Source organism: Streptomyces sp. NBC_01232 (assembly GCF_035989885.1).
In the GTDB taxonomy this organism is placed as follows: Bacteria; Actinomycetota; Actinomycetes; order Streptomycetales; family Streptomycetaceae; genus Streptomyces.
This window is the reverse complement of sequence record NZ_CP108518.1, coordinates 2,276,130-2,302,151: the sequence shown is the minus strand read 5'-3', so window position 1 is coordinate 2,302,151 and position 26,022 is coordinate 2,276,130. Positions and strand designations below refer to the sequence as shown.

Here is a 26,022-nt window from a genome sequence, read left to right as displayed (position 1 = left end):
TCCGGGCACGCGCGCGGGCCCGGATCCCGGAACGCGCGCAGGCCCGGATCCGCCGCCCTGGGGGCGGGGTCCGGGCCTGTCGGGTGGTGCTGCGGCCGAAAGTCGCGGTCTGGAGCCGCGGTCTGGAGCCGCGGTCTGGAGCTCGGGCCGGGAGCCGGGGTCAGGCCCCCGCCGGGGCCTCGCCGGCGCCGGCGGTGGCGCCCACGGCGGCCGGGCCGGCGTCACGCAGCAGGCAGGTCAGGCGGGCGGTGCAGATCCGCCTGTCCTGCTCGTCGGTGATGACGATCTCGAAGGTGGTCGTCGATCGGCCGCGGTGCACGGGGGTCGCGACGCCGGTGACGATGCCGCTGCGGGCGCCCCGGTGGTGGGTGCAGTTCAGGTCCACGCCGACGGCGATCTTGTTGATGCCGCCGTGCATCATGGCGCCGACCGAGCCGAGGGTCTCGGCCAGCACGGCGGAGGCCCCGCCGTGCAGCAGCCCGTACGGCTGGGTGTTGCCCTCGACGGGCATGGTGCCGACGACACGGTCGGCCGAGGCCTCCAGGATGCGGATGTCCATCCGCTCGCCGAGGTGCCCCGCCGAGAACAGTGAGGGCAGGTCGATACCGAGGGCCGCGTACTCCTCCAGGACCTCCTGCGGGAACTTCACTGCGTGCTGCTCGCCCATGGTCAGGCTCCGTTCGTCAACGATCGTTAACCGTCTTGTCCTGAGGTCGTTCTATCAGGCCGGTTCGAAGCGCACGACGACGGACTTACTGGCAGGGGTATTGCTGGTGTCCGCGGTCGAGTCCAGCGGGACCAGCACGTTGGTCTCCGGGTAGTACGCGGCCGCGCAGCCGCGTGCGGTCGGGTAGTGCACGACGCGGAAGCCGGGCGCGCGCCGCTCCACGCCGTCCTTCCACTCGCTCACCAGATCCGTGTACGAGCCGTCGGCCAGGCCCAGCTCGGCCGCGTCGGCGGGGTTGACCATGACCACGCGGCGGCCGCCGGTGATGCCGCGGTAGCGGTCGTCGAGGCCGTAGATCGTGGTGTTGTACTGGTCGTGGCTGCGCAGGGTCTGCAGCAGCAGCCGTCCCGCCGGGACGCGCGGGTACTCCACGGGCGCGGCGGTGAAATTGGCCTTGCCGGTCTTCGTCGGGAAGCGGCGCTCGTCGCGCGGGGCGTGCGGGAGCCGGAAGCCGCCGGGGCGGGCGACGCGGGTGTTGAAGTCCTCGAAGCCGGGGATCACGCGGGAGATCCGCTCGCGGATCGTGGCGTAGTCGCGCTCGAACTCCTCCCAGGGGGTGGCGGAGGCGGCGCCGAGGACCGCGCGGGCCATGCGGGCCACGATCGCGGGCTCGGAGAGCAGGTGCGGGGAGGCGGGGGCGAGGTTGCCGCGGGAGGAGTGGACCATGCCCATGGAGTCCTCGACGGTCACGAACTGCTTGCCGCTCGCCTGGACGTCCTTGTCGGTACGGCCGAGGGTGGGCAGGATCAGGGCCCGCCGGCCGGTGACCGCGTGGGAGCGGTTGAGCTTGGTGGAGACGTGCACGGTCAGGGCGGTGCGGCGGATCGCGGCCTCGGTGACCTCGGTGTCGGGGGTGGCGCCGACGAAGTTGCCGCCCATCGCGAAGAGGACCTTGGCCTCGCCGTCGCGCATCGCCTGGATGGAGCGGACCACGTCGTAGCCGTGCCCGCGGGGCGAGGTGATGCCGAATTCCGTGTCGAGGGCGTCGAGGAAGGCGGGCGCGGGCCGCTCGAAGATCCCCATGGTGCGGTCGCCCTGCACGTTGGAGTGACCGCGGACGGGGCAGACGCCGGCGCCGGGGCGGCCGATGTTGCCGCGGAGCAGCAGGAGGTTGACGACCTCGCGGATGGTGGCGACGGCGTGCTTGTGCTGGGTGAGGCCCATGGCCCAGCAGACGATGGTGCGCTCCGAGGCCAGGATCATGGCCAGGGCGCGCTCGATCTCGGGGCGGGTGAGGCCGGTCGCGGTGAGGGTCTCGTCCCAGTCGGCCTCCTTCGCGGCGGCCGCGAGCTCCTCGTAGCCGTGGGTGTGCTCGCGGATGAAGGCCTCGTCGGTGGCGCCCTCGGTCTCGATGACGAGCTTGTTGAGGAGACGGAAGAGGGCCTGGTCCCCGCCGATGCGGATCTGCAGGAAGAGGTCGTTGAGGGCGGTGCCCCGGAGCATGCCGAAGGGGGTCTGGGGGTTCTTGAACCGCTCCATGCCGGCCTCGGGCAGCGGGTTCACCGAGATGATCTGCGCGCCGGCGGACTTGGCCTGCTCCAGGGCGGAGAGCATGCGCGGGTGGTTGGTGCCCGGGTTCTGCCCGGCGACGATGATCAGGTCGGCCTGGTGGAGGTCCTCGAGGGAGACGCTGCCCTTGCCGATGCCGATGGTCTCCGTCAGTGCGGAGCCCGAGGACTCGTGGCACATGTTGGAGCAGTCGGGCAGGTTGTTGGTGCCGAACTCGCGGGCGAAGAGCTGGAAGAGGAACGCGGCCTCGTTGCTGGTGCGGCCCGAGGTGTAGAAGAGGGCCTCGTCGGGGGAGCCCAGGGCGGTCAACTCCTCCGCGATGATCGCGAAGGCCTTCTCCCAGCTGACCGGCTCGTACCGGTCGCCGCCCTCGGGGAGGTACATCGGCTCGGTGATGCGGCCCTGCTGCCCCAGCCAGTAGCCGGACCGCGTGGCCAGATCGGGCAGCGGGTGCGCGGCGAAGAACGCGGGGGTGACCCGGCGCAGGGTGGCCTCCTCCGCGACGGCCTTGGCGCCGTTCTCGCAGAATTCGGCGGTGTGCCGCTTGTCGCCCTCGGGCCAGGCGCAGCCCGGGCAGTCGAAGCCGTCCTTCTGATTGACCTTGAGGAGCGTGCGGGCGGTCCGGGCCACGCCCATCTGCTGCTGGGCGATCCGCAGGGTGTGCCCGATCGCCGGCAGGCCTGCGGCCGCGTGCTTGGGCGGTGTGACCTGCGGTGCGTCCTGTACCGGATCGCCTGTGGGCGGCTTGGTCGCCATCGCGCTCCCCTTCGAGCGTACGTACATGTGCAGCACGTGTGGCCGCGTCCTTCGATCCTTGCACGGACCACGGAATCCGGGGAGGGCGGTCCGGTGCTCATCGCGCCCCGGCCGGGTGCGCCGGGGGCGTCCGGTGGGGCGGATGCGCCGGGGGAGGCGACGGGCCGGAATTGTCGGTGGGGGCGCCTAGGATCGGGGGCGTGGCAGATTCATCAGCGAAGAAGACCGACCAGCCGCCCGCAGCGGACCGTCCCCGCCTGATGCTCATGGACGGGCACTCCCTGGCCTACCGGGCGTTCTTCGCGCTGCCCGCGGAGAACTTCACGACCGCGACGGGGCAGCCGACCAACGCCATCTACGGCTTCGCGTCGATGCTGGCGAACACGCTGCGCGACGAGGCTCCTACGCACTTCGCGGTGGCGTTCGACGTCTCCCGCAAGACGTGGCGCTCGACGGAGTTCCCCGAGTACAAGGCGAACCGCTCCAAGACCCCCGACGAGTTCAAGGGGCAGGTCGAGCTGATCGGCGAGCTGCTCGACACCATGCACGTGCCGCGGTTCGCGGTCGACGGCTTCGAGGCCGACGACGTGATCGCGACGCTGGCGACGCAGGCGGAGGCGGCCGGCTTCGACGTGCTGATCGTCACCGGTGACCGTGACTCCTTCCAGCTCGTGTCCGAGCGCACCACCGTGCTCTACCCCACCAAGGGCGTCTCCGAGCTGACCCGGTTCACCCCGGAGAAGGTCGAGGAGAAGTACGGGCTCACCCCGCAGCAGTACCCGGACTTCGCGGCGCTGCGCGGCGACCCGTCCGACAACCTGCCGGGCATCCCCGGCGTCGGCGAGAAGACCGCGGCCAAGTGGATCACCCAGTTCGGGTCGTTCGCGGAGCTCGTGGAGCGCGCCGAGGAGGTCAAGGGCAAGGCCGGGCAGAACTTCCGGGACCACCTGGAGGCCGTCAAGCTCAACCGGGTCCTGACCGAGATGGTCAAGGACGTGGAGCTGCCCAAGGCCCCGGCCGACCTGGTCCGCGCCCCGTACGACCGGACCGCCATGCTCGGCGTGCTGGACGTGCTGGAGATCCGCAACGCCTCGCTGCGGGAGCGGCTGCTGGCCGTGGACCCGGGCGCTGCGGTGGAGGAGGCCCCGGCTCCGGCGGCCGGGGTGGAGCTGGACGCGTCGGTGCTGGGCACGGGCGAGCTGGCGCCGTGGCTGGAGAGCCACGCGGGCGGCCCGCTGGGCATCTCGACCGTCGACAGCTGGGCGCTGGGCCAGGGCAATGTCACCGAGATCGCGCTGGCCGCGGCCGGGGGCGCCGCCGCCTGGTTCACGCCCGCCGAGCTGGACGAGGCGGACGAGCGGGCCTTCGCGGCCTGGGCCGCCGATGCGGCGAAGCCCAAGGTCGTGCACAACGCCAAGGGCCTGATGCGGGTCTTCCCCGAGCACGGCTGGACCCTCGCCGGTGTCGCCATGGACACCGCGCTCGCCGCCTACCTGGTCAAGCCGGGCCGTCGGTCCTTCGCCCTGGACGCCCTGTCCATGGAGTACCTGCACCGCGAGCTGGCGCCCGCCGCCGCCGACGGCCAGCTGGCCTTCGGCGCCGACGAGACCGCCGAGGCCGAGGCCCTGATGGCGCAGGCCCGCGCGGTCCTGGACCTGGGCGACGCCTTCACCGACAAGCTCGACGAGGTCGGCGCCGCGGAGCTGCTCCACGACATGGAGCTGCCGACCTCCGAGCTCCTCGCCCGGATGGAGCGGTCCGGCATCGCCGCCGACCGGGACCACCTGGAGGCCATGGAGCAGCAGTTCGCGGGAGCGGTGCAGCAGGCCGTGAAGGAGGCGCACGCCACCGTCGGCCACGAGTTCAACCTCGGCTCGCCCAAGCAGCTCCAGGAGGTCTTCTTCGGCGAGCTGGACCTGCCGAAGACGAAGAAGACCAAGACCGGTTACACCACGGACGCGGACGCGCTGGCCTGGCTCGCCACGCAGACCGACCACGAACTCCCGGTGATCATGCTCCGGCACCGGGAGCAGGCCAAGCTGCGCGTCACCGTCGAGGGCCTGGTCAAGACCATCGCCGCCGACGGCCGGGTCCACACCAGCTTCAGCCAGACCGTCGCCGCGACCGGCCGGCTGTCCTCCACCGACCCCAACCTGCAGAACGTGCCGGTGCGCACCGACGAGGGCCGCGCCATCCGCCGCGGCTTCGTCGTCGGCGAGGGCTTCGAATCCCTCATGACGGCCGACTACAGCCAGATCGAGCTGCGCGTCATGGCCCACCTCTCCGAGGACGAGGGCCTGATCGAGGCCTTCGCGACCGGCGAGGACCTGCACACCACCGTCGCCTCCCAGGTGTTCGGCGTGGAGCGGTCCGCGGTCGACGCCGAGATGCGCCGCAAGATCAAGGCCATGTCCTACGGACTCGCCTACGGGCTCTCCGCCTTCGGTCTCGCCCAGCAGCTGAACATCGAGCCCGCCGAGGCGCGCGGCCTGATGGAGACCTTCTTCGAGCGGTTCGGCGGGGTCCGCGACTACCTCGGCCGGGTCGTCGACGAGGCCCGCGCCACCGGATACACGGCGACGATCTTCGGCCGCCGCCGGTACCTGCCCGACCTCAACAGCGACAACCGCCAGCGCCGCGAGGCCGCCGAGCGGATGGCGCTCAACGCCCCGATCCAGGGCACCGCCGCCGACATCGTGAAGGTCGCGATGCTGCGCGTGGACAAGGCGATCACCGGGGCCGGCCTGCGCTCGCGGATGCTGCTCCAGGTCCACGACGAAATCGTGCTGGAGATCGCCCCGGGCGAGCGCGATCAGGTCGAGGAGCTGGTGCGCCGCGAGATGGGCGCCGCCGTGGAGCTGCGGGCCGCGCTGGACGTGTCGGTGGGCGTCGGCCGGGACTGGGAGTCCGCCGCGCACTGATCCCCGTACGGCACAGCCGGCGCCCGTCCCCGCTCAGGCGGTGGGGACGGGCGTCCGCGTTTCCTCGTCCGCGTCCGTGGGGCGCCCGGTCCGGTCGCGGCGCTGCCGAAGCCGTACGAGGACCCCGTAGACCAGCAGTGCCACGGCCAGGCCCCCGCCCGCACCGAAGCAGACGGTCGGGATGATGTCGAGCGGTGTACGGATCCGGTCGAAGAAGGTGAAGAAGCGGACCACGCGCATCGTGATCCCGGCCGTCACGCACACCGCGAGCAGGGCGAGCGCGCCCCGGACCTCCGCGCGGGAGAGCACCGGCACGGACGCGGGGGCGGTGCCGGCGGGGAGCCGGCGCAGCGCGGTCAGCGTGAACCAGAGCAGTGCGCACGCCGCGATCGCCGAAGTGCCGTACTGCAGGAAGGAGTAGAGCGGCAGGCCGAAGGCGAGCGGCTCTTCGAGCGCCGGCAGCGCGTCCGTGCCCCAGCGGTCGATGTGCGTGAAGCTGTCCCACACCACGTGCGTGAGGGAGCCGACGACCGCCGAGACATAGAACCAGGCCACGAGCGCCGCCGGCCGGGGACGCTCGCGCCACCGCTCACCCCGCACGAAGGCATGGACCCTGCCCCGCTGCCGAGAGGGCAGGAGCGCGATCAGCGGCTCGCGCAGCAGGAGCCAGAACCCCACCAGGACGGCCGTCAGCAGGGCGTCCAGGGTGAAGATCCCCGGCAGTGAATGCGTGAACGTCCCGTACTTCATGACGCCTTCGACGATCGCGTCCGTGAAGTAGAACGTGTCCGGGGCGAACGATCCGAGGACGAGCGCCGAGGCGACGAGAGGGCCCCGCGCACGCCCGGTCCGGCGGATGGCCGGAAGTACGGCGGCCGCGTGGCTGAGAGTGAACGGCATGGCACCTCTCCTGCATGTTCCCGTGGGCGTTCCTCCTTCGGGCCAATGCTCCCGAAGGGTCCAGACAGTATGCGTGACCTGCCTCGGGACGTGGGGATGTGGTGAATTCCGGCGCACCATGCGTGCTGTGTGCAGGGAGCTGACGTAGGGTCACGCGGACGTCGAGGGGGAGGGGTCCGGCTCATGTCGGCTCGAATATTCGGACGCAGGCTGCGCAGGGGAACGACAGCCGCGCTGGTCTGCGCTCTGGTGGTCGCCGCGGTGACCGGATCCCAGGGCCCGGCGGGCGGGAGCACCGACCGGCTCTCCGCAGCCGGGGAGCACGGCGCGCAGCCGCCGCGGGACGCGGACACGGCCGGCGGGGACTCCGCCTACTTCACCGAACTCCCGCCGCTGCTGAGCCCGCAGCCGCCGGAGGTGGTACTGGCGGACGAGGGGCAGCCGGCACCGGCGCCGACGGCGACGGAGGCCGCGGCGGCGGCGGCCGGTACCGGAGCCGGCGCCGGAGCAGGGGCAGGGGCGCAGGGGATACCGGCGAGCGTGCTCGCGGCGTACCTGGGCGCGGAGAAGAAGGTCGGGCAGAGCGACCCCGGCTGCGGGTTGCGCTGGCAACTCCTCGCGGCGATCGGCAAGGTGGAGTCCGGGCAGGCGCGCGGCGGCCGGGTCGACGCGGCCGGGACCACCCTGCGGCCGATCCTCGGGCCCGTGCTCGACGGCAACGGCTTCGCGAACATCCCGGACACCGACGGCGGGGCCTACGACGGGGACTCGCGGTACGACCGGGCGGTCGGGCCGATGCAGTTCATCCCCTCCACGTGGGCGTCGTGGGGCCAGGACGCGGACGGCGACGGCCGGCGCAACCCGAACAACGTGCACGACGCGGCGCTGGCGGCCGGGCGTTACCTGTGCGCGGGCACCCGGGACCTGCGGGTGGAGGCGGACCTGGACCGGGCCGTGCTCTCCTACAACCGCTCCACGGAGTACCTGCGGACGGTGCGGTCCTGGTTCACGTACTACCTGAAGGGGACGCACGAGATCCCGGACCAGGGCGGTACGGGCACAGGCGCGGGCACGGGTACGGGCGCGAAGCCCACGCCGAGGCCCACACCGACTCCGACTCCGACCCCCATGCCGACCCCGAAGCCGACGCCCACCCCGGTCCCGACGCCCACGCCGACCCCGACCCCGACCCCGACGCCGGACCCGAAGCCGACTCCCACGCCCACGCCCACGCCGACGCCGACGCCGGACCCGAAGCCAACGCCGAGCCCGACGCCCACCCCCACGCCCACCCCCACGCCCACTCCGAGCCCCACCCCCACGCCGGACCCGACCCGGACGCCCACCCCGAGCCCGACGCCGACTCCCACCGCGACGTCGGGCCCGTCCCGCACTCCGAGGCCCACTCCGGCCCCGACGTCCGCCACTCCTTCGGCGTCCGCCCCCGCCCCGGCGCAAACCCGTGGCCATTCCTGACGGTCATGGAGCTCTGTGGCCCGGTTCTCCACCACTCTTGTCCTCCGCAGGACGCTGTCGTGGATTTCGGGCGTGCTGCCCTGGTGCCGAGGTGCGCGGTGCCTCCAGGGTCCGGCTCTCCCCGGTGGTGGCGAGGCGGGCCGGCGGCCCCGGTCGACGGCCCCCGGTCGGCCGGTCGTGATCCATGGCCTGAACGGTTCTCATCTCGCCTCCGCGTTGCTACGGTGCCCCCTCTCTGACGCCTCATCAGATTTCGGAGCCCCGGCATGCGCGCATTCGTCGCCGCCGCCATCGGCCTCGCGGCCGCGCTGGCCCTCGTGTTCGCCATCACGGCGTTCGGGGTGCCCGAAGGCGAGACCTCACCCAAGCCCCTGCTCACCACCGCGCCCCCCGCGCCCGGAAAGTAGAGGAGGGCCCGGCCGTGCGACGCAGAGCGAGCCTTGTCCTGCTGGCCCTTGCCGTGTTCTGCGCAGCCCTCGCACCGCTGCTGCGCTGGTACGCGTACCCCCGCCTCGCCAAGATCCCGCCGAACCAGTACCAGGAGATGGTCCTGGAGGCGAAGGACGCGACGCTCCTCGACTACACCGGCGGCATGCAGCCCAAGAAGGTCGACAAGGTCACCATCGTCCAGACCCTCAAGGGCAACGTCGAGGCGTCGAAGGAGATCGAGGCGAGCGCGGGCAAGGACGTCGTCGTCTGGGACACGCTGTCCTACATCATCGGCCCGGACGGGAAGATGGTCTCCCAGATACCCGAGCGCTACATCTTCGACGCGCACACCCAGGACCCGGTCCACGCCACCGGGGAGATGGTCGACGGGGACCCCGTCAAGCGCGAGGGCATCGAGTTCAAGTGGCCCTTCTTCACCGAGCCGCGCGACTACCTGTACTTCGACGCGCAGACCCGTACCTCCTCGCCGATCCACTACGTCGGACCGCGCACGTTCAAGGGCATGGACGTCTACTACTTCGAGCAGACCGTCCCGTGGACCAAGGTCGCCATGCCCAAGAAGATGCCGATCGAGGGCATCGACCCGTCGACGATCGAGGCGGCCACCGGCACCACCCTCTGGTACACGGTCAAAGCGAGGTTCTGGGTCGACCCGGTGACCGGTGCCCCCGTCAACGCGGAGCAGGACATCCAGCAGGAGATGCGCGGCGGCATCGCGGCCGGCGGCCCCGACGGCAAGCTCACCGCCTTCGCCGGGCACGTCACGATGCGCGAGGACTACTCGGACTACACGGTCGACCTCGTCAGGGCGAACCGTACGAAGGTCCTCGCCCTGCACACCTACGCACCGATCGGCCTGGCCGCCGGCGGGCTCGTCCTGCTCGGCGCGGCCCTGTGGCTGGAGGCCCGCGGCCGCCGCGTACGGGAGGCGGGCGCCGCGCAGACGGACGGGGTCAGCGCCTGAGCCGGGCGTTGGTGTGGCGGGTGGGCTCGGCGGTGGCCGGGTCCTCCGGCCAGGGGTGCTTCGGGTAGCGTCCGCGCAGCTCCGCGCGGACGGCCCGGTAGCCGCCCTGCCAGAAGGAGGCGAGGTCCGCGGTGACGGCCGCGGGCCGGCCGGCCGGTGACAGCAGGTGCACCAGCACCGGTACGCCCGCCACCCGCGGGGTCTCGGCCAGCCCGAACAGCTCCTGCAGCTTCACCGCGAGCACCGGCTGGCCGTGCTCGGCGGAGTAGTCCAGCCGGATCCGCGACCCGCTGGGCACCTCCAGGCGCTCCGGAGCCAGCTCGTCGAGCCGCACGGCCTCCCCGGTGGCCCAAGGCAGCAGCCGGTTCAGGGCCTGCCCGGCATCGATCCGCCCGAGGTCGCCGCGGCGACGCGCCCGGGACAGCTCGGGCTCCAGCCAGTCGTCCGCGCGCTCCACCAGCGCCCGGTCCTGCGCCACGTCCGGCCAGGCGCCGCCGAGCGTCCGGTGCAGGAAGCCGAGGCGGTCCCGGAGCGCCAGCGCGTCCGGGGACCAGCGCAGCAGACCGAGGCCCTCGGCGCGCAGCCCGTCGAGCAGGGCGTCCCGTACGAGGGCGGGATCGGGGCTGCGCAGGGGGCGTACGGCCAGCTCGATCGCACCGAGCCGCTCCGCGGCGCGGGCGACGAGGTCGCCGTCCTCCCAGCGCACCTCTTCGCCCTCGGTCCGCAGATGGGCGGCTGCGGCGAGGGCGGTGTCCTCGTCGATGACGGCGCCGAGCCGGACCCGGGCGGACGCGGAATGCGGGGGCCGGTCGGCGACGGCCACGGCCAGCCAGGGTGCGCTGCGCAGCTGCGAGCCGTCGCCGAGCTCGGCCGCGGTGCCGTTGGCCATCAGGACGGCGCCTTCGCCCCTGGCCTTCGCCACCCGCTCGGGGAAGGCCAGGGCGGCGACCAAGCCTGCCGCGGCATCGTCGGGTGCGGCACCGCTGCCGGGGCTCCGCCCCGGACCCCGCGCCTCAAACGCCGGCGAGGCTGATTCTTCGGCCCCGCCGGAGTCCGGGGCGCGGGGGACCGGGTGCGGAGCCCCCGCAGGGTCGCGTACGGCGACGGCTCGTTCCAGGCGGCGGACCTCCGTGCGCCAGCGGGCCGCGTAGGCGTCGCCGCCCGCCCGGGCTCGCCGCCAGGCGCCCGCCAGGTCGTCCCCGTACTCCCTCGGCGGCTCCTCTCCGATCAGGGCCACCACTTCCGCCGCCCGGCGGGCGCCGAGCGCGGCGGAGCCGTCCAGCAGGGCCCGGGCCAGCCGCGGGTGCAGCCCGAGCCGGGCCATCCGCTGTCCGCGCGGGGTCACCCCGCCGGCCGGGGACACCGCGCCGACGGCCAGCAGCACCTCCCGCGCCGCGGCCATGGCCCCGGCCGGCGGAGGGTCCAGCAGGGCCAGCCCGGCCGCGTCCGGGTCCCCCCAGCAGGCGGTCTGCAGGGCGAACTGCGCCAGGTCGGCGATGCGGATCTCCGGCGAGGGGAACGCGGCCAGGCGGCCGTCCTCCGCCTCGGCCCAGCAGCGGTACACCGTGCCCGGAGCCTCGCGCCCGGCCCGGCCCGCCCGCTGGCGCCCGGCCGCGCGGGACGCCCGTACGGTCGCCAGCGCGCCCAGCCCCCGCGCGTGATCGACCCGGGGTTCGCGGGCCAGCCCGGAGTCCACCACCACGCGCACCCCGGGGACGGTCAGGCTCGACTCCGCCACGGCGGTGGACAGGATCACCCTGCGGTGACCGGCGACGGAGAGCGCCGCGTCCTGGACGGCCGCCGGGGCCCGGCCGTGGATCTGGAGGACCTCCGCGTCCACCCCGCCGAGCTGCCCGGCGACGCGGGCGATCTCACCGACACCGGGCAGGAAGCACAGCACGTCGCCGCCCCGTTCCGCCAGCGCCCGGCGCACCACCGAGGCCACGTGCGTCAGCTGCGCCGGATCCACCCGCATCCCGTGCGGGGGCCGCACCGGCCGGGCCGGCGGGGCCCAGACCGTCTCCACGGGGTACGAGACCCCCGCGGCCTCCACCACCGGCGCGCCGCCGAGCACCCGCGCCCAGCCGGCGGCGTCCGTCGTCGCCGAGGCCGCCACCAGTCGCAGCTCCGGGCGCAGGGTCTCGCGTACGTCGAGGAGGAAGGCTGCGACCGTGTCGGCGTCCAGGTGACGCTCGTGGCACTCGTCCAGGACGACCACGTCCACCCCGGACAGCTCCTGGTCGCGCTGGAGGCGCTGGAGCAGCACTCCGGTGGTCACCACCTCCACCACGGTGTCCGGGCCGGCCACGCGTTCCCCGCGCACGGTGAAGCCCACCGCCGCGCCGGCCTGCTCACCCAGCAGCCAGGCCATCCGGCGTGCCGCGGCCCGGGCGGCGATCCGCCGGGGCTCGGCGACGACCACCCGGCGCCGCGGTCCCCCGCCCACCAGCCCGGCCAGCACCAGCGGCACCAGCGTGGTCTTGCCGGTGCCGGGCGGGGCGCACAGCACGGCGGTGCCGTGGCCGTCCAGCGCCGAGACGAGCGCGGGCACGGCCTCCCTCACGGGCAGGGCGTCGAGGGCGGCGGTACGGATCACGTCAGTCGCGCTCGCAGACGAAGATCGCGGTGCCCGGGATCAGGTTGCCGCGCAGCGGGGACCAGCCGCCCCACTCCTGGCTGTTCCACTCCGGCCACTCGGGCTCGACCAGGTCCAGCAGGCGGAAGCCGCCCGCGACGACGTCGCGGACCCGGTCGCCGATCGTGCGGTGGTGCTCCACATATACGGCGCGGCCCCGCTCGTCCTGCTCCACGTAGGGGGTCCGGTCGAAGTAGGAGGCGGCGACGGACAGCCCCGCGGGGCCGGGCTCGTCGGGGAAGGCCCAGCGGACCGGGTGGGTCACGGAGAAGACCCAGCGGCCGCCGGGGCGCAGTACGCGGTGCACCTCGCGCATGACGTTGACGGGATCGGCGACGAAGGGGACGGCGCCGTAGGCGGAGCAGGCCAGGTCGAAGGAGCCGGCGCGGAAGGGCAGCTTTCCGGCGTCCGCCTCGATCAGCGGGAGGTCGTCGCCGATGCGCAGGGCGTGCTGGAGCTGGCGGTGGGAGAGGTCGAGGGCGACCGGGCGCGCGCCCTGGGCGGCCAGCCAGCGCGAGCACTGGGCGGCGCCGGCGCCGATCTCCAGGATGTCCTTGCCCCGGAGGGAGGCGACGGGGCCGAGGAGGGCCGCCTCCGCCTCGTCCAGGCCCTCGGGTCCCCAGACGAAGCGGTCGTCGCCGAGGAAGGCGCCGTGGTCGTTCTGGTACTCGTCGGCGTTGCGGTCCCACCAGCTGCGGCTCGCCCGGCTGCTCTCCGCTTCCCCCGCGTCACGCCGTGTGGCCTCGGGGTCGTCCCCGGATACCGGATCGGCTTCGTACGCTTCTTTGGAGGCGTAGTCCTCTTGGTTCATGGGGCCCGTCGTCGTAGTCTGCGAATGTCTTCTGAATGTGGCAGGGAGCGCCAGGAAGGGCTTCCCGCCCATTAATTGTGCCGGTTGTGCGGTGATCCGCCCGGGGTGTGCGCCTTCGCGCATTGACCCTGTCCGGCTGCCCCCGTATGCTACAAGTTGCGCTGCGAGCCTGTGCTCCTCAGACCTAGCAGGCTGCGCTTGTATTTGTTGAGGTCCCCTCGGTTCTCGAGGCCCCTCCGCGTCTGCGGAACGGGGGTCTCCTTGGCTGTCCGGCTTCGGCAGATGCCGATAAGGGCTCCCGGCGTAGCAGTACCTACGACTTTCTGTCCGTAACCGGAGCCCTTTCCCACATGACGAGCAGCACCGAGACCACCGCCACCACTCCGCAGGTTGCGGTCAACGACATCGGCGACGCGGACGCGTTCCTCGCGGCGATCGACGAGACGATCAAGTACTTCAACGATGGCGACATCGTCGACGGCGTCATCGTCAAGGTTGACCGGGACGAGGTTCTCCTCGACATCGGTTACAAGACCGAAGGTGTCATCCCGAGCCGCGAGCTCTCGATCAAGCACGATGTCGACCCGAACGAGGTCGTCAAGGTCGGCGACGAGATCGAGGCCCTGGTTCTCCAGAAGGAGGACAAGGAAGGCCGCCTGATCCTCTCGAAGAAGCGCGCTCAGTACGAGCGTGCCTGGGGCACCATCGAGAAGATCAAGGAAGAAGACGGCATCGTCACCGGTACCGTCATCGAGGTCGTCAAGGGTGGTCTCATCCTCGACATCGGCCTCCGCGGCTTCCTGCCGGCCTCTCTCGTCGAGATGCGTCGCGTCCGCGACCTCCAGCCCTACGTGGGCAAGGAGCTCGAGGCGAAGATCATCGAGCTGGACAAGAACCGCAACAACGTGGTCCTGTCCCGCCGCGCCTGGCTCGAGCAGACCCAGTCCGAGGTTCGCCAGACGTTCCTCACCACCCTGCAGAAGGGTCAGGTCCGCTCCGGCGTCGTTTCCTCGATCGTCAACTTCGGTGCCTTCGTGGACCTGGGCGGCGTCGACGGTCTCGTGCACGTCTCCGAGCTGTCCTGGAAGCACATCGACCACCCGTCCGAGGTTGTCGAGGTCGGCCAGGAAGTCACCGTCGAGGTTCTCGACGTCGACATGGACCGCGAGCGTGTCTCCCTGTCGCTGAAGGCGACGCAGGAGGACCCGTGGCAGCAGTTCGCCCGGACCCACCAGATCGGCCAGGTCGTCCCGGGTAAGGTCACCAAGCTGGTTCCGTTCGGTGCGTTCGTCCGCGTGGACGAGGGCATCGAGGGTCTGGTCCACATCTCCGAGCTGGCCGAGCGCCACGTGGAGATCCCGGAGCAGGTCGTCCAGGTCAACGACGAGATCTTCGTCAAGGTCATCGACATCGACCTTGAGCGTCGCCGGATCTCGCTGTCGCTGAAGCAGGCCAACGAGTCCTTCGGTGCCGACCCGGCGTCGGTCGAGTTCGACCCGACCCTGTACGGCATGGCCGCGTCTTACGACGACCAGGGCAACTACATCTACCCCGAGGGCTTCGACCCCGAGACCAACGACTGGCTCGAGGGCTTCGACAAGCAGCGCGAGGCCTGGGAGACCCAGTACGCCGAGGCGCAGCAGCGCTTCGAGCAGCACCAGGCTCAGGTCATCAAGAGCCGCGAGGCCGACGAGGCCGCTGCCGCCGAGGGCGCTGCCGCCCCGGCCGCCGGTGGCAGCAACGCCGGTGCGGGCATCTCGGGTGGTTCGTACTCCTCGGAGTCGGACGAGACCTCCGGCGCCCTGGCGTCGGACGAGGCCCTGGCCGCGCTCCGCGAGAAGCTGGCCGGCGGCCAGAGCTGATCGCAGCGCGCATCACACTCCGGTGTGAGCAGAGCTGAACTGCTGTGAACGGTGAGGCCCGTCCCCTTCGGGGGGCGGGCCTCACCGCGTTTCGCCGGGCCGGTGTTCCCCCGTGTTCCGTTGCGTTCCTGTGAATGCGGCCAACTGGGGAATGGCGGCACTGCCTTGGACGTTCTTGGCAGGGAACGAGGCGAGGAGGAGTGGTGACGGTGCTTGATCCACAGGGCTTGTACGAATGGGATGCCAAGGGCCTGGCGGTGGCCGACCTGGCGGTCGCCCAGGACTCGGCCGGGCTGGTCATGCTGTACCACTTCGAGGGGTACATCGACGCGGGTGAGGCCGGTGAGCAGATCGTCGAGCGGCTGCTCGACACCCTGCCCCACCAGGTGGTCGCCCGGTTCGACGCGGACCGGCTGGTGGACTACCGGGCCCGGCGCCCGCTGCTGACCTTCCAGCGCGACCACTGGACGGAGTTCGAGGAGCCCAGGCTGGAGGTCCGGCTGGTCCAGGACGCCACCGGAGCCCCCTTCCTGCTGCTGTCCGGCCCGGAGCCGGACGTGGAGTGGGAGCGCTTCTCCGTCGCCGTCCGGCAGATCGTCGAGCGCCTCGGCGTCCGGCTCTCGGTCAACTTCCACGGCATCCCGATGGGCGTCCCGCACACCCGCCCCGTGGGCATCACCCCGCACGGCAACCGGACCGACCTCATGCCGGGTCATCGCAGCCCCTTCGACGAGGCCCAGGTGCCGGGCAGCGCGGAGTCCCTGGTGGAGTTCCGGCTGGCCCAGGCCGGGCACGACGTGCTCGGCGTCGCCGCCCACGTACCGCACTACGTCGCCCGCTCCCCGTACCCGGACGCCGCGCTGACGGTGCTGGAAGCGATCACGGCAGCGACCGGGCTGGTGCTGCCGGCCGTCGCGCACGCGCTGCGCACCGAGGCCCACCGCACGCAGACGGAGATCGACCGGCAGATCCGGGAGGGCGACGAGGAGCTGGTCAGCCTGGTGCAGGGGCTGGAGCACCAGTACGACGCGGCCGCCGGGGCCGAGACCCGGGGCAACATGATCGCCGAGCCGGCGGAGCTGCCGTCGGCGGACGAGCTCGGCCGCGAGTTCGAGAGGTTCCTGGCCGAGCGCGAGGGCGAGAACTGACGTACGGGCGGGGCCGCCTATGCTGCGGGGCATGCTGAAAGTAGGCCTGACGGGCGGAATCGGTGCCGGCAAGAGCGAGGTCTCGCGACTGCTGGCGGGGTACGGGGCGATCGTCGTCGACGCCGATCGGATCGCGCGAGAGGTCGTGGAGCCCGGTACGCCGGGGCTCGCGGCCGTCGTGGCGGCGTTCGGGGAGTCGGTGCTGACCGCGGAGGGGACGCTCGACCGGCCGAAGCTGGGGTCCATCGTGTTCGCGGACCCGGCGAAGCTCCAGACGCTGAACTCGATCGTGCACCCCCTGGTGGGGGCCCGGTCGGCGGAGCTGGAGGCCGCCGCGGGGGCCGACGCGATCGTGGTGCACGACGTACCGCTGCTCGCGGAGAACGGCCTGGCGCCGCTCTACGACCTGGTCGTCGTGGTGGACGCGACGCCGCAGACGCAGCTGGCGCGGCTGACGGCGCTGCGCGGCATGGCCGAGGACGAGGCGCGGGCGCGGATGGCCGCGCAGGCCACGCGGGAGCAGCGGCTCGCGGTGGCGACCCTCGTGATCGACAACGACGGGCCGCTGGAGGCGCTGGAACCGCAGGTCCGCAAGGTGTGGGAAGAACTCGCCGGGCGTGCGGCGGCCGGCGCGGCCTGACACGCCTCACGCGCCTGACGTGTGCATGGAATAGCGGGTGGGGCGGGGGCGTTGAACGCGCCCGTAGAGGGAAGGATCCGACCGTGTCCGAGACCACGCGCCCCACGCCGTCCAGCCCGGAGACCCACGTCATCGACTACCGGGCCGCCGAGCACCTGCTCGCCGCCCGCGACCCGCGCGGCGCGGTCAAGCTGCTCGACTCGGTCATAGCCGCGCACCCGGAGAACACCGCGGCGCGGCTGCTGCGCGCCCGGGCCTTCTTCGCCGCGGCGCAACTGCGTCCGGCGGAGCTGGAGTTCGAGCTGGTGCTGGAGCGGGAGCCGGACAACGCCTTCGCCCACTTCGCGCTGGCCCGTACGTTCGAGCGCGCGGGCCGGCCGGAGCAGGCGCGCAGGCACTTCCGGCTGGCCGCGGCCCTCGACCCGCAGCCCGAGTACCTGGCGGCGGCCCGTTTCGAGGGTCCGGCCGCGGGCGACCCCACCGGCTCAGCCGACCCTACCGACCCCACCGACTCGGCCGGCTCCAGCGACTCCGCCTGACTCACCGGCCGCGGGGCGGTTCGTACGGAGGGATGTCCGGGCCGGGCTGGTAGTGCGGCCCCTGGTGCAGGTGGCGCACGATCATGAACAGGTCCACGGCCACGACCACCGCGAGCACCCCGCAGGCGGCCGCCCATCCCGGGCGGCCCACCAGCGAGAAGACGGCCGTGCCGGCGGCGGCCCAGACCAGCCCCCAGACACCCAGCCAGAACCGCAGCCGCAGCGGACTGCGCGCGGTCACCGGCTCATTTCCGGAACGCATGGACATCGCCTCTCCCGTCCATGGTCCCACCGCGCTCGGCGGCTACGGATTGAGCTTGTTCACGGCCCGGGTGGTCGTCTTCTTGAAGCCGGCGACCGGCGCGTGGGACAGGTCGCCCATCTCGCCCCACTGCACGACGGTCACGGTGGAGCCGTCGCGCCCGATCCCGAACAGGTGCACCCCGGGCTCGGACTCGGGCATCGAGGTGTGGACCCCGTAGACGTGCGCGCCCTCCTCGACGGGGAGCGTGCCGTAGTCCTGCCAGGAGGCGGTGCCGCCCGGGGTGGCCCGCAGCCAGTCGGAGGCGCACGCGGCGACCTTGCGCTCCAGGGTGGCCACGAGCCCGGCCGCCGCGGAGGGCGAGGACGACCGTACGGAGACCTGCACGGCGCCGGTGTCGTACTCGGTGCCGAAGGCGCGGTGCCAGCTGCCCGCGGCCGGCAGCACCCCGTCGAGGCAGAACGGCGCGGACTCGGGCAGGCCCTTGGTGACCGCGCCCGCGTACCAGGGTGAGGTGGCGTGCGGCGGAAGGTCGGCGCCGGTCAGGAAGCCGGGGGCGGTGGCGGCCGCGGCGGAGGTGGAGGCGGTCAGGACGAGGGCGGCGGCCGCCGCGACGAGCGCGGTGGCGAGCGTGGCGGCGGTGTCGGTCCGTCGGAACATGGTCGGTTCTCCCCGTGAATGCTGTGCGGACTGTGAGTGTGATGAGTGAGATCGGCGCGGTGAGCGCTGTCCGTGCCTGACGAGACTGTTCCCCGGACGGCGCGGCGGGCCACGGATTGGGGCGAATCCGGGACGCTGGAACGGCCGTAGGGGCTGCCACCTGGGGGAACACCTCATGCATGGAACGCTGTCGCGGGACGCGGAACGGGGGAGAGCGTGAGCGAGGCCGAGAACTTCGCGCGGCTGCTGCGGGAGCTGAAGGAGCGCGCCGGGCTCAGTTACGGGGCCCTGGCGCGCAGGCTGCACACGAGTACGTCGACGCTGCACCGGTACTGCAGCGGGGAGGCGCTGCCGGCGGAGTTCGCGGTCGTGGACCGCTTCGCCCGGGCCTGCGGGGCATCGCAGGCGCAGGCGGTGGACCTGCACCGGGCGTGGCTGCTGGCGGACGCGCGGCGCCGGTCGGGCGCGGGTGCGGGTGCGGGCGCACGCGAGGGTGCGGGCGCGGGTTCGGTGGCAGAGCCGGAGCCCGCACCGGAGCCCGAGCCGGAGCCCGCACCGGAGCCGGAGCCGATCGCGGAGGCGGGGCCGGAGCAGGCCGTCGTGATGGTGGCGCCGGGGCCCACGGTCCGCAGGGCCTGGTGCCGGCGGAGGGCCGCCGTGGTCGCCGCCGCAGGGGTGACGGCCGGGGCGGTGGCCGTGGCGCTGCTGGCGGCGGCCGGACCCGGCACGCGCACGCCGCACGCGGGTGACGGTACGGTGCCGGGCGCGGGGGCGACCGCGGGCCCGACGACGAGCGGCGCACCGGAACCGACGGCACCGGCCGGCGGACCGGCCCCGGCGCCCGGCCCGTCCTCCGCCCCACCGCCGGCGTCGGCGCCGGGCCGGGCACCGGTCGCGCCCCTCAAGGCCGCCGTGCGGACGCACGTGTGGAGCGCCGGATGCGACCATGCCTACCTGACCGAGCGCGGTCCCGGATCGGTGGCCCCGCCGCCCGTGGAGGCGGACGCGCCCGCCTGGGCGTCGGCGCAGCGCGCCGTGCACGCCGGGTCGCAGATCGTGGAGGTCACCCTGCACGGCACGGGCGCGGGCGCCGTGGTCCTGGAGGCCCTCGAGGTACGGGTGGCCGCCCGCCGCAAGCCGCCGGCCTGGAACGTCTACCAGATGTCGCAGGGCTGCGGCGGCGGGCTCACCCCTGCCGTCTTCGCCGTCAACCTGGACGCGCCGCGCCCGCTCGCCCGGCCCGTCGCCGGGAACGACGGCGGGAACGGGCTGCCCGCACCCGCCTTCCCGCTGCGCGTCTCGGCGTCCGAGCCGGTCGTCCTACGGGTGGAGGCGGCCACCTCGGGGTGCGACTGCGACTGGTCCCTCGACCTCCGGTGGACCGGCCCGGCCGGGTCCGGCACCCTGCGCATCGACGACGGCGGACGCCCGCTGCGCACGAGCGCCGCCACCGGCCGGCCCGTGTACGGGTACGCGCCGGAGCAGGGCCGCTGGGCCCGCTGAACCGCAGGTCAGAGGGTGTTGTCGGTGGTCGCGCCTAGACTCGTCGGCACAGGGTCACACCCACAGGGACCAACAGGTACCGATGGGAACCGAAGGGGAGGGGGACACGATGACACCGCAGCCGCACGCCGGCGCACTGCTGCGCCACGCCGCGGTCTTCCTGCCCGCCGCCGTCCCCCGCGAGGGGCGGGTCGCCTTCTGGGCGCCCGACGGGGACGCCCTGCCCGAGACCGGGAGGCAGGGGCCGCTCACCGTCGTGCGCCCGCACGGCGACGGGGTCCGCAGCCGGACCGTGCCCGCGGTGACCTTCTCCGTCGCCTCCGCCCTGCCCCTGCTCGCGCAGGCCCCGCGCAGCCCCGCCGCGCATCCCGCCACCCGAGCCTGGGGCACCGCCGCCCGGCAGGCGCTCACCCTCGCCGCCCGCGGCCGGCTGCTTCCCGGGCTCACCCCCGAGGGCGTCGACGCCTGGCGGGCCGGGCCGCTGGACGCCGCCGACATCGACCATCTGCGCGCGGTCGCCGCCGCGCTGCCGCACGAGGGGTACGCGACGCCCCTGGCCGGGCGCCGTCCGCTCCAGCTGCCCGAACCGGAGGCGCTGGTCCGCGCCTTCCTCGACGCCGTCGCCGACGGTCTGCCCCGTACCCCGGCCGCTGCCGTGGCCGCCGGGCGTCCGTTCGCCGCGCGGGAGCCGCAACAGGTGCCCGGGATAAGGGACTGGGCCGCGCAGGTCGCGGCCGGATCCGACACCGGCGTGGGGATCTCGCTCCGGCTCGACCTGTCCTCCTTCCGCCTCTTCGACGAGGCCGAGGAGGACGACACCCGGCGTGCCGGTGCCGCCGTCGTGCAGGTGCACAGCCTCGCCGATCCGACCCTGGTCACCGATGCCGGGCAGTTGTGGGCGGGCACGGCGGCCGCCGGCTTCGGCCCGCGCGCCCGGATCGACGCCGTGCTCGCGCTGCGCCGGGCCGCCCGGGTCTGGCCGCCCCTGCTGCGCCTGCTGGACCAGCCCGTGCCCGATGCGCTCGCCCTGTCCGACCCGGAGCTGGAGGACCTGCTGGGGGTGGCCGCGAGCCGGCTGGCGGCCGCCGGAGTCCTGGTCCACTGGCCGCGCGAGCTGGCCCGTACGCTCTCGGCGACCGCCGTCGTACGGTCCACCGCCCCCGGTTCGGCGACCGACGGGACCGCCTTCTTCGACGCCGAGCACCTCTTCGCCTTCTCCTGGGAGCTGGCGCTGGGCGGCGACCGGCTCACCCCGGGGGAGATGGACGCGCTGGCCCAGGCGCACCGGCCCGTCGTCCGACTGCGGGACCAGTGGGTGCGGGTCGATCCGGACCTGGTGCGCAAGGCGCGCAAGCGGGAGCTGGGCGTGCTGGACCCGGTCGACGCGCTGGCCACCGTATTGACCGGGACGGCCGACATCGGTGGCGAGCCCGTCGAGGCGGTTCCGGTGGGGGCGCTGGCCGCCCTGCGGGACCGGCTGACCGGGGAGCAGCCGCCGCTGCCGCAGCCCGCCGCCCTCAAGGCCACCCTGCGCGACTACCAGGCGCGCGGCCTGGCATGGCTGGACCTGATGACCTCCCTCGGGCTCGGCGGCTGCCTCGCCGACGACATGGGCCTGGGCAAGACCGTCACGCTGATCGCGCTGCACCTGCACCGGGACCGGCCCGAGCCGACGCTCGTCGTGTGCCCCGCGTCCCTCCTCGGCAACTGGCAGCGGGAGATCGAGAAGTTCGCCCCCGGCACACCCGTGCGCCGCTTCCACGGCGGCAGCCGCAGCATCGAGGACCTGACGGCGTGTGCGGGCGGGTTCGTCCTCACCACGTACGGGACGATGCGCGCGAGCGCACCCCTGCTCGCCGAACAGAGCTGGGGCATGGTCGTCGCCGACGAGGCGCAGCACGTCAAGAACCCGCATTCGGCGACGGCGAAGGCGCTGCGCACGGTGCCGGCACCGGCCCGGGTGGCGCTGACCGGTACCCCGGTGGAGAACAACCTCTCCGAGCTGTGGGCCCTGCTCGACTGGACCACGCCGGGACTGCTGGGCCCGCTCACCGCCTTCCGGGCCCGCCACGCCCGGCCGGTGGAGCACCAGACGGAGGAGGACGGGGGCAACGAGGCGGCGGTCGCCCGGCTGTCGGCGCTCGTGCGGCCGTTCCTGCTGCGCCGCAAGAAGTCCGACCCCGGCATCGCGCCCGAGCTGCCGCCGAAGACGGAGACCGACCACCCGGTCTCCCTCACCCGGGAGCAGGCCTCGCTCTACCGGGCCGCGGTGGACGAGGCGATGGCCGTGATCGAGTCGAGCGAGGGCATGGAACGCCGCGGCATGATCATGAAGCTGCTGGCCTCGCTCAAGCAGATCTGCAACCACCCCGCGCAGTACCTGAAGGAGGAGCAGCCCCGGATCCCGCACCGCTCGGGCAAACTCGCCCTCCTGGACGAGCTGCTGGACACGATCCTGGCCGAGGGCGGCTCGGTGCTGGTCTTCACCCAGTACGTGACGATGGCCCGCCTGATGGAACGGCACCTGCAGGCCCGCGGGATCAGCTCCCAGCTGCTGCACGGCGGGACGCCGGTGCCGCGCCGCGAGGAGCTCGTGGACCGTTTCCAGGCGGGTGAGGTCCCGGTCTTCCTGCTGTCCCTGAAGGCGGCCGGCACCGGTCTGAACCTCACCCGGGCCGGGCACGTCATCCACTTCGACCGCTGGTGGAACCCGGCCGTCGAGGAACAGGCCACCGACCGCGCCTACCGCATCGGCCAGACCCAGCCCGTCCAGGTCCACCGGATCATCGCCGAGGGCACCGTCGAGGACCGGATCGCCGAGATGCTGGAGGCGAAGCGGGCCCTGGCGGATGCCGTCCTGGGCTCCGGGGAGTCGGCGCTGACGGAGCTGACCGACCGCGAGCTGGCCGACCTCGTCTCCCTGCGGAGGCCCGGATGATCACCGCACGGGACGACCGCCGCCGTACCTTCGAGACCGTGCCCGCCGGGGCCGAGGCAGTCAGCTGGTGGGGCCGGGCCTGGGTGTCGGCGCTGGAGGAGGTCTCCCACGACACGGCCCGCCTGACCCGGGGGCGTGGGTACGCCGAGGCGGGGCACGTCGACGCGGTCACGGTCACCCCCGGCCGGATCGTGGCGTACGTCCGGGGCAGCCGGCCCCGCCCGTACCGCACCGAGCTGACCCTGCCCGCCTTCGCGGACCGGGAGTGGAGCGAACTGCTGGAGGCCGTCGCGGCCGACCCCGCGGCGCTCGCCGCCCTGCTGGAGCGGGAGGTCCCTCAGTCGCTCGCGGAGAGCGTCCTGCCCGGCGCGGGCGAGCTCGTCCCGCACTGCTCCTGCCCGGACTTCGGGCGTCCGCCGTGCAAGCACGCGGCGGCCCTCTGCTACCGGGCGGCCCGGCTCCTGGACGAGGACCCCTTCGTCCTGCTGCTCCTGCGCGGCCGGGGGGAGCGGGAGCTCCTCGACGAGCTCACCCGCCGCAATGCCGCCCATGCCGCGCGCGAACAGCCCGATGCGGCGCCCGGCTTCCCCGGCGTTCCGGCCCGGGCGGCGCTCGCCCGGACCGGTCTGCCGCTGCTGCCCGCGCCGCTTCCCGTGCCGGCCGCGGTGGGCCTGCCGCCCGCCTGCCCGGCCGACCCGGCGGCGCCGGACCCGCTGGCACTGGACCAGCTCGCCTCCGACGCGGCCGCCCGCGCCCTCGCCCTGCTCACCACCGGAGAGGACCCGATCGCCGGACTCACCCTGTGGCAGGACGCCGTCCGGCTGGCCTCCGCGCACCCCACGGCCGGACTGACGGGCGCGGCCCGCACCCTCTACCGGGACCTGGCCCGGGCCACCGGCCGCAGCACCACCGACCTCGCCCGGGCCGCGGCGGCCTGGCGCCAGGGCGGCCGCCCGGCCCTCGACGCCCTCGAAGAGCCCTGGGACCCGCCGGCCGGTCCCTTCGACCGGGCCCGCCCGGCGCTCCTCGCAGCAGGCCAGGGCGCCTTCCGCCCCGACCGCAACCGCCTGACGATCCACACCCGCCAGCTCCGCCTCGGCCGCGACGGCCTCTGGTACTGCTACGAGGACCGGCTGGGCGACAACGACTGGTGGCCCAGGGGCCTGCCCTCGACGGACCCGGTCAGCGCGCTGCTGGGCTGATGCCTTCCGCCCAGCGGGTCAGGGTGGTGAAGTCGCGGTCGCGCAGGCCGTGACGCGGGTGGATGCGCAGCAGGAGGGCCGGGCCCGGGTGGTGTTCGGCGACCCAGGCGCGGTCGCGCGGGGTGATCATGTCGTCGACCCAGGCGAAGGGCCGGCCGGCCGCCCAGTCGCGCAGGTGGCGGGTCTTCCACGAGAGCCCGTCGGGGTCCTCGGCGAAGAGTTCGGGCCACTCGACGACGGAGAGGTCGCCCGGCAGCCCGATGTGCGGGGAGATCATCGTGTTGGCCTGGTGGGTCCAGGCGGTGGCCCAGGTGAGCTCGAACGGCAGGGCCAGCAGCCGGGCGCCGTGCGTGGGGTGGAGGCGCACCCGGGCGCCGCGCCGGGCCCTGCGGGACTCGGGGTCACGGTAGGAGAGCCAGACGTCCGGCCACATCCGGTGGCTCCGGTATCCGCGCAGGCCGGCGAGAGGGGACCGGAAGGGGTTGAGAGGGCCGTCCACGTCGAGGAGGAGCAGCGGGCGTTCAGTCATGAAGTCCCAGTACCCAGTACACGATTGAGTGAAATGCCTACCGTCTCTATAACCCGAATGGGGTCGACGCGTTGTTTCCGGTGCGGGGACATTACCCGCGAACTCGTCCGGAAGGCAGGAAAACTGATGCGTCACAGTCGTCGGAATGGCTTGATCGCGGCGGTGGTTGCGGGAGGCGGACTGGCGGTCGCGGGTGTGGGCGGATTCGCCCATGCCGACGCGGACGCGGCCGGCCGGGCCGAGCGCTCGCCGGGTCTGCTGTCCGGAAACCTCGTCCAACTGCCGGTGCACGTACCGGTGAACGCGTGCGGGAACACCGTGAGCGTGGTCGGCGTCCTCAACTCGGCCGCCGGGAACCGCTGTGCCAATGAGGCGCCGGCCGGTGGCGGAGGGCATTCCGGGTCGAGGGCCGCGGATTCCTCGACGTCACGGTCCGGGAACGGGGGAGGGGCGGTCGCCGAGGGTCGCGGAAAGGATTCACCGGGAGTTCTCTCCGGCAACGGCCTCCAGCTCCCGGTCGAACTCCCGCTGAACATCAGCGGCAACGCGGTGAGCGTGGTCGGCATCGGCAACTCCTCGCAGGGCAACACGTCCGTCAACGGCGAGGAGCCCACGGGTGGCAAGCCCGTCCAGCCGCCCGTCGTCGAAGAGCCCGTGACCACGCCCCCGGCTCCGGTCCGGCCCGCCGAGCCGGCCCCCCGGCCCGCCCCGCCGCGGCACAGCGAGGCGACGGCGCTCGCCCACACCGGCTCCGACGGCGTCGGGTACCTGCTGCCCGGCGGCGGAGCGCTCCTCCTGGGCGGTGTCCTCCTCTACCGCCGCTTCCGCCTCAACTGATCGGCTGAGGAGCGGACGCGGGAGGCTGCTTCCCGGGCGGCGTACGCCATCCGTCCAGAATGGCATCGATCCGCGGGGCCAGCCGGGCGCGGGCCGCGAAACGCGGCACTCCCGCCATCAGCAGCGCGTCGTACTCGGTGTCCGTGTGCCGCACCGCCGCTCGTACCGCGACCGACACCGCCAGTTCGTCGAGGGCGCGGCCGGCCGCGGTACGGCCCACCCGGCCGCTGCCGCGCACCGAGGCATGGGTGGCGATCGCCACGGCCCGGTCGGCGGGACATCCGGGGAACAGCCGCACGATCTCGGCGGCGAACGCCGCCGTGAACCGGGTGTCCTCGGCCGCGCGGCGCCGCCGGTCGCGCTCCCGGCGGCGCGCCCGCGCCTCGGAGTCCGCGAGACAGGCGCGTTCCGCGCGGGCCAGGGCGGCCTCCTCGACGAGGAGCCCCAGGCGTTCGTAGCGGTGGCGGCGCCTGTTGAAGCGGACGACGACGGCGCACAGCGAACTGGCCTCGCGGGAGCGGCGGGTGAGCGCCGTGTCCCCGCGCGGGAGATAGACGAGATGGCCGAGATCCGTACAGTCCAGGCAGCGGGGTACGCCGGACTCGCGCACGAGGTGCCGGAGCGGGCCCTGCCGGCAGTCGGCGCAGTGGATCTGCTTCAGCGACTCAAAAACCACCAGGCTCATAGACGTGTGATACCGCTGTATGACCCTCATATCACCTGGTGAAGAAGGCATGTTGATGTTTCGTCGAC

Annotated in this window: 21 protein-coding genes; 12 read left to right on the top strand and 9 right to left on the bottom strand. The window is 73.4% G+C overall.

What is annotated here, in order from left to right; translation table 11 throughout:
• Positions 1-160: 160 nt before the first annotated feature.
• Positions 161-667 carry a PaaI family thioesterase gene (locus OG444_RS10800; RefSeq protein ID WP_327261953.1) on the bottom strand — a complete coding sequence of 169 codons (507 nt, stop codon included), beginning with the start codon at positions 665-667 and terminating at the stop codon, positions 161-163.
• A gap of 54 nt (positions 668-721) precedes the next feature.
• On the bottom strand, positions 722-2,992 hold the full coding sequence (locus OG444_RS10795; RefSeq protein ID WP_327261952.1) for an FdhF/YdeP family oxidoreductase: 2,271 nt from the start codon (positions 2,990-2,992) through the stop codon (positions 722-724).
• A gap of 266 nt (positions 2,993-3,258) precedes the next feature.
• Here OG444_RS10795 and polA point away from each other — a divergent pair, with 266 nt between their 5' ends.
• The gene (polA, locus tag OG444_RS10790; protein WP_442810748.1) at positions 3,259-5,913 is read left to right on the top strand and encodes a DNA polymerase I; all 2,655 of its coding nucleotides are present in this window, start codon (positions 3,259-3,261) and stop codon (positions 5,911-5,913) included.
• 33 nt (positions 5,914-5,946) lie between these two features.
• On the opposite strand, the gene OG444_RS10785 is transcribed toward polA, so the two are convergent.
• The gene (locus OG444_RS10785) at positions 5,947-6,813 is read right to left on the bottom strand and encodes a DUF4184 family protein (protein ID WP_327261950.1); all 867 of its coding nucleotides are present in this window, start codon (positions 6,811-6,813) and stop codon (positions 5,947-5,949) included.
• A 183-nt stretch (positions 6,814-6,996) separates the two neighbouring features.
• Between OG444_RS10785 and OG444_RS10780 the strand changes: the two genes are divergently transcribed.
• From OG444_RS10780 to OG444_RS10770, 3 genes are all read left to right on the top strand, one after another.
• Positions 6,997-8,289, top strand: coding sequence for a lytic transglycosylase domain-containing protein (locus OG444_RS10780; RefSeq protein WP_327261949.1), 1,293 nt, complete (start codon positions 6,997-6,999; stop codon positions 8,287-8,289).
• A gap of 266 nt (positions 8,290-8,555) precedes the next feature.
• Complete coding sequence (locus OG444_RS10775; protein ID WP_150256957.1) at positions 8,556-8,696, top strand: SPW_0924 family protein; 141 nt, start codon at positions 8,556-8,558, stop codon at positions 8,694-8,696.
• 14 nt (positions 8,697-8,710) lie between these two features.
• A complete protein-coding gene (locus tag OG444_RS10770; protein ID WP_327261948.1) occupies positions 8,711-9,703 on the top strand; it encodes a DUF3068 domain-containing protein in 993 nt (330 codons plus the stop codon).
• Here OG444_RS10770 and OG444_RS10765 read toward each other — a convergent pair.
• Complete coding sequence (locus OG444_RS10765; RefSeq protein ID WP_327261947.1) at positions 9,693-12,299, bottom strand: ATP-dependent RNA helicase; 2,607 nt, start codon at positions 12,297-12,299, stop codon at positions 9,693-9,695. The two genes, OG444_RS10770 and OG444_RS10765, sit on opposite strands and share 11 nt — an antisense overlap.
• Before the next feature lies 1 nt (position 12,300).
• On the bottom strand, positions 12,301-13,149 hold the full coding sequence (locus OG444_RS10760; protein WP_327261946.1) for a class I SAM-dependent methyltransferase: 849 nt from the start codon (positions 13,147-13,149) through the stop codon (positions 12,301-12,303).
• Positions 13,150-13,499: 350 nt separating this feature from the next.
• Between OG444_RS10760 and rpsA the strand changes: the two genes are divergently transcribed.
• The 4 genes from rpsA (at position 13,500) to OG444_RS10740 (ending at position 17,338) form a co-directional block, all read left to right on the top strand.
• Entirely contained in the window at positions 13,500-15,011 is a 1,512-nt protein-coding gene (gene rpsA / locus OG444_RS10755; protein ID WP_327261945.1) for a 30S ribosomal protein S1, read from the top strand.
• 209 nt (positions 15,012-15,220) lie between these two features.
• Positions 15,221-16,159 carry a PAC2 family protein gene (locus OG444_RS10750; RefSeq protein WP_327261944.1) on the top strand — a complete coding sequence of 313 codons (939 nt, stop codon included), beginning with the start codon at positions 15,221-15,223 and terminating at the stop codon, positions 16,157-16,159.
• A gap of 31 nt (positions 16,160-16,190) precedes the next feature.
• Positions 16,191-16,799 carry a dephospho-CoA kinase gene (gene coaE / locus OG444_RS10745; protein WP_327261943.1) on the top strand — a complete coding sequence of 203 codons (609 nt, stop codon included), beginning with the start codon at positions 16,191-16,193 and terminating at the stop codon, positions 16,797-16,799.
• An 83-nt stretch (positions 16,800-16,882) separates the two neighbouring features.
• Positions 16,883-17,338, top strand: a complete 456-nt coding sequence (locus OG444_RS10740; protein ID WP_327261942.1) for a tetratricopeptide repeat protein — start codon at positions 16,883-16,885, stop codon at positions 17,336-17,338.
• Position 17,339: 1 nt separating this feature from the next.
• Here OG444_RS10740 and OG444_RS10735 read toward each other — a convergent pair whose 3' ends face one another.
• Complete coding sequence (locus tag OG444_RS10735; RefSeq protein ID WP_327261941.1) at positions 17,340-17,600, bottom strand: DUF6343 family protein; 261 nt, start codon at positions 17,598-17,600, stop codon at positions 17,340-17,342.
• Between the two features lie 42 nt (positions 17,601-17,642).
• Positions 17,643-18,260 carry a hypothetical protein gene (locus OG444_RS10730; protein WP_327261940.1) on the bottom strand — a complete coding sequence of 206 codons (618 nt, stop codon included), beginning with the start codon at positions 18,258-18,260 and terminating at the stop codon, positions 17,643-17,645.
• 216 nt (positions 18,261-18,476) lie between these two features.
• Here OG444_RS10730 and OG444_RS10725 point away from each other — a divergent pair, with 216 nt between their 5' ends.
• The 3 genes from OG444_RS10725 to OG444_RS10715 all read left to right on the top strand — a co-directional run bounded on the left by OG444_RS10725 (position 18,477) and on the right by OG444_RS10715 (position 23,903).
• Positions 18,477-19,763, top strand: a complete 1,287-nt coding sequence (locus tag OG444_RS10725) for a helix-turn-helix domain-containing protein (RefSeq protein WP_327261939.1) — start codon at positions 18,477-18,479, stop codon at positions 19,761-19,763.
• Positions 19,764-19,872: 109 nt separating this feature from the next.
• Positions 19,873-22,701: a DEAD/DEAH box helicase gene (locus tag OG444_RS10720; protein ID WP_327261938.1), complete on the top strand. Its 2,829-nt coding sequence runs from the start codon at positions 19,873-19,875 to the stop codon at positions 22,699-22,701.
• A complete protein-coding gene (locus OG444_RS10715; RefSeq protein ID WP_327261937.1) occupies positions 22,698-23,903 on the top strand; it encodes an SWIM zinc finger family protein in 1,206 nt (401 codons plus the stop codon). Before OG444_RS10720 ends, OG444_RS10715 begins: the two co-directional genes overlap by 4 nt.
• On the opposite strand, the gene OG444_RS10710 is transcribed toward OG444_RS10715, so the two are convergent.
• On the bottom strand, positions 23,884-24,432 hold the full coding sequence (locus OG444_RS10710) for a hypothetical protein (RefSeq protein WP_327261936.1): 549 nt from the start codon (positions 24,430-24,432) through the stop codon (positions 23,884-23,886). The genes OG444_RS10715 and OG444_RS10710 overlap by 20 nt on opposite strands.
• A 126-nt stretch (positions 24,433-24,558) precedes the next feature.
• Between OG444_RS10710 and OG444_RS10705 the strand changes: the two genes are divergently transcribed.
• The gene (locus OG444_RS10705) at positions 24,559-25,269 is read left to right on the top strand and encodes a chaplin (protein ID WP_327261935.1); all 711 of its coding nucleotides are present in this window, start codon (positions 24,559-24,561) and stop codon (positions 25,267-25,269) included.
• On the opposite strand, the gene OG444_RS10700 is transcribed toward OG444_RS10705, so the two are convergent.
• Positions 25,262-25,954 carry a DUF2293 domain-containing protein gene (locus tag OG444_RS10700; protein WP_327261934.1) on the bottom strand — a complete coding sequence of 231 codons (693 nt, stop codon included), beginning with the start codon at positions 25,952-25,954 and terminating at the stop codon, positions 25,262-25,264. The two genes, OG444_RS10705 and OG444_RS10700, sit on opposite strands and share 8 nt — an antisense overlap.
• Positions 25,955-26,022 lie beyond the last annotated feature (68 nt).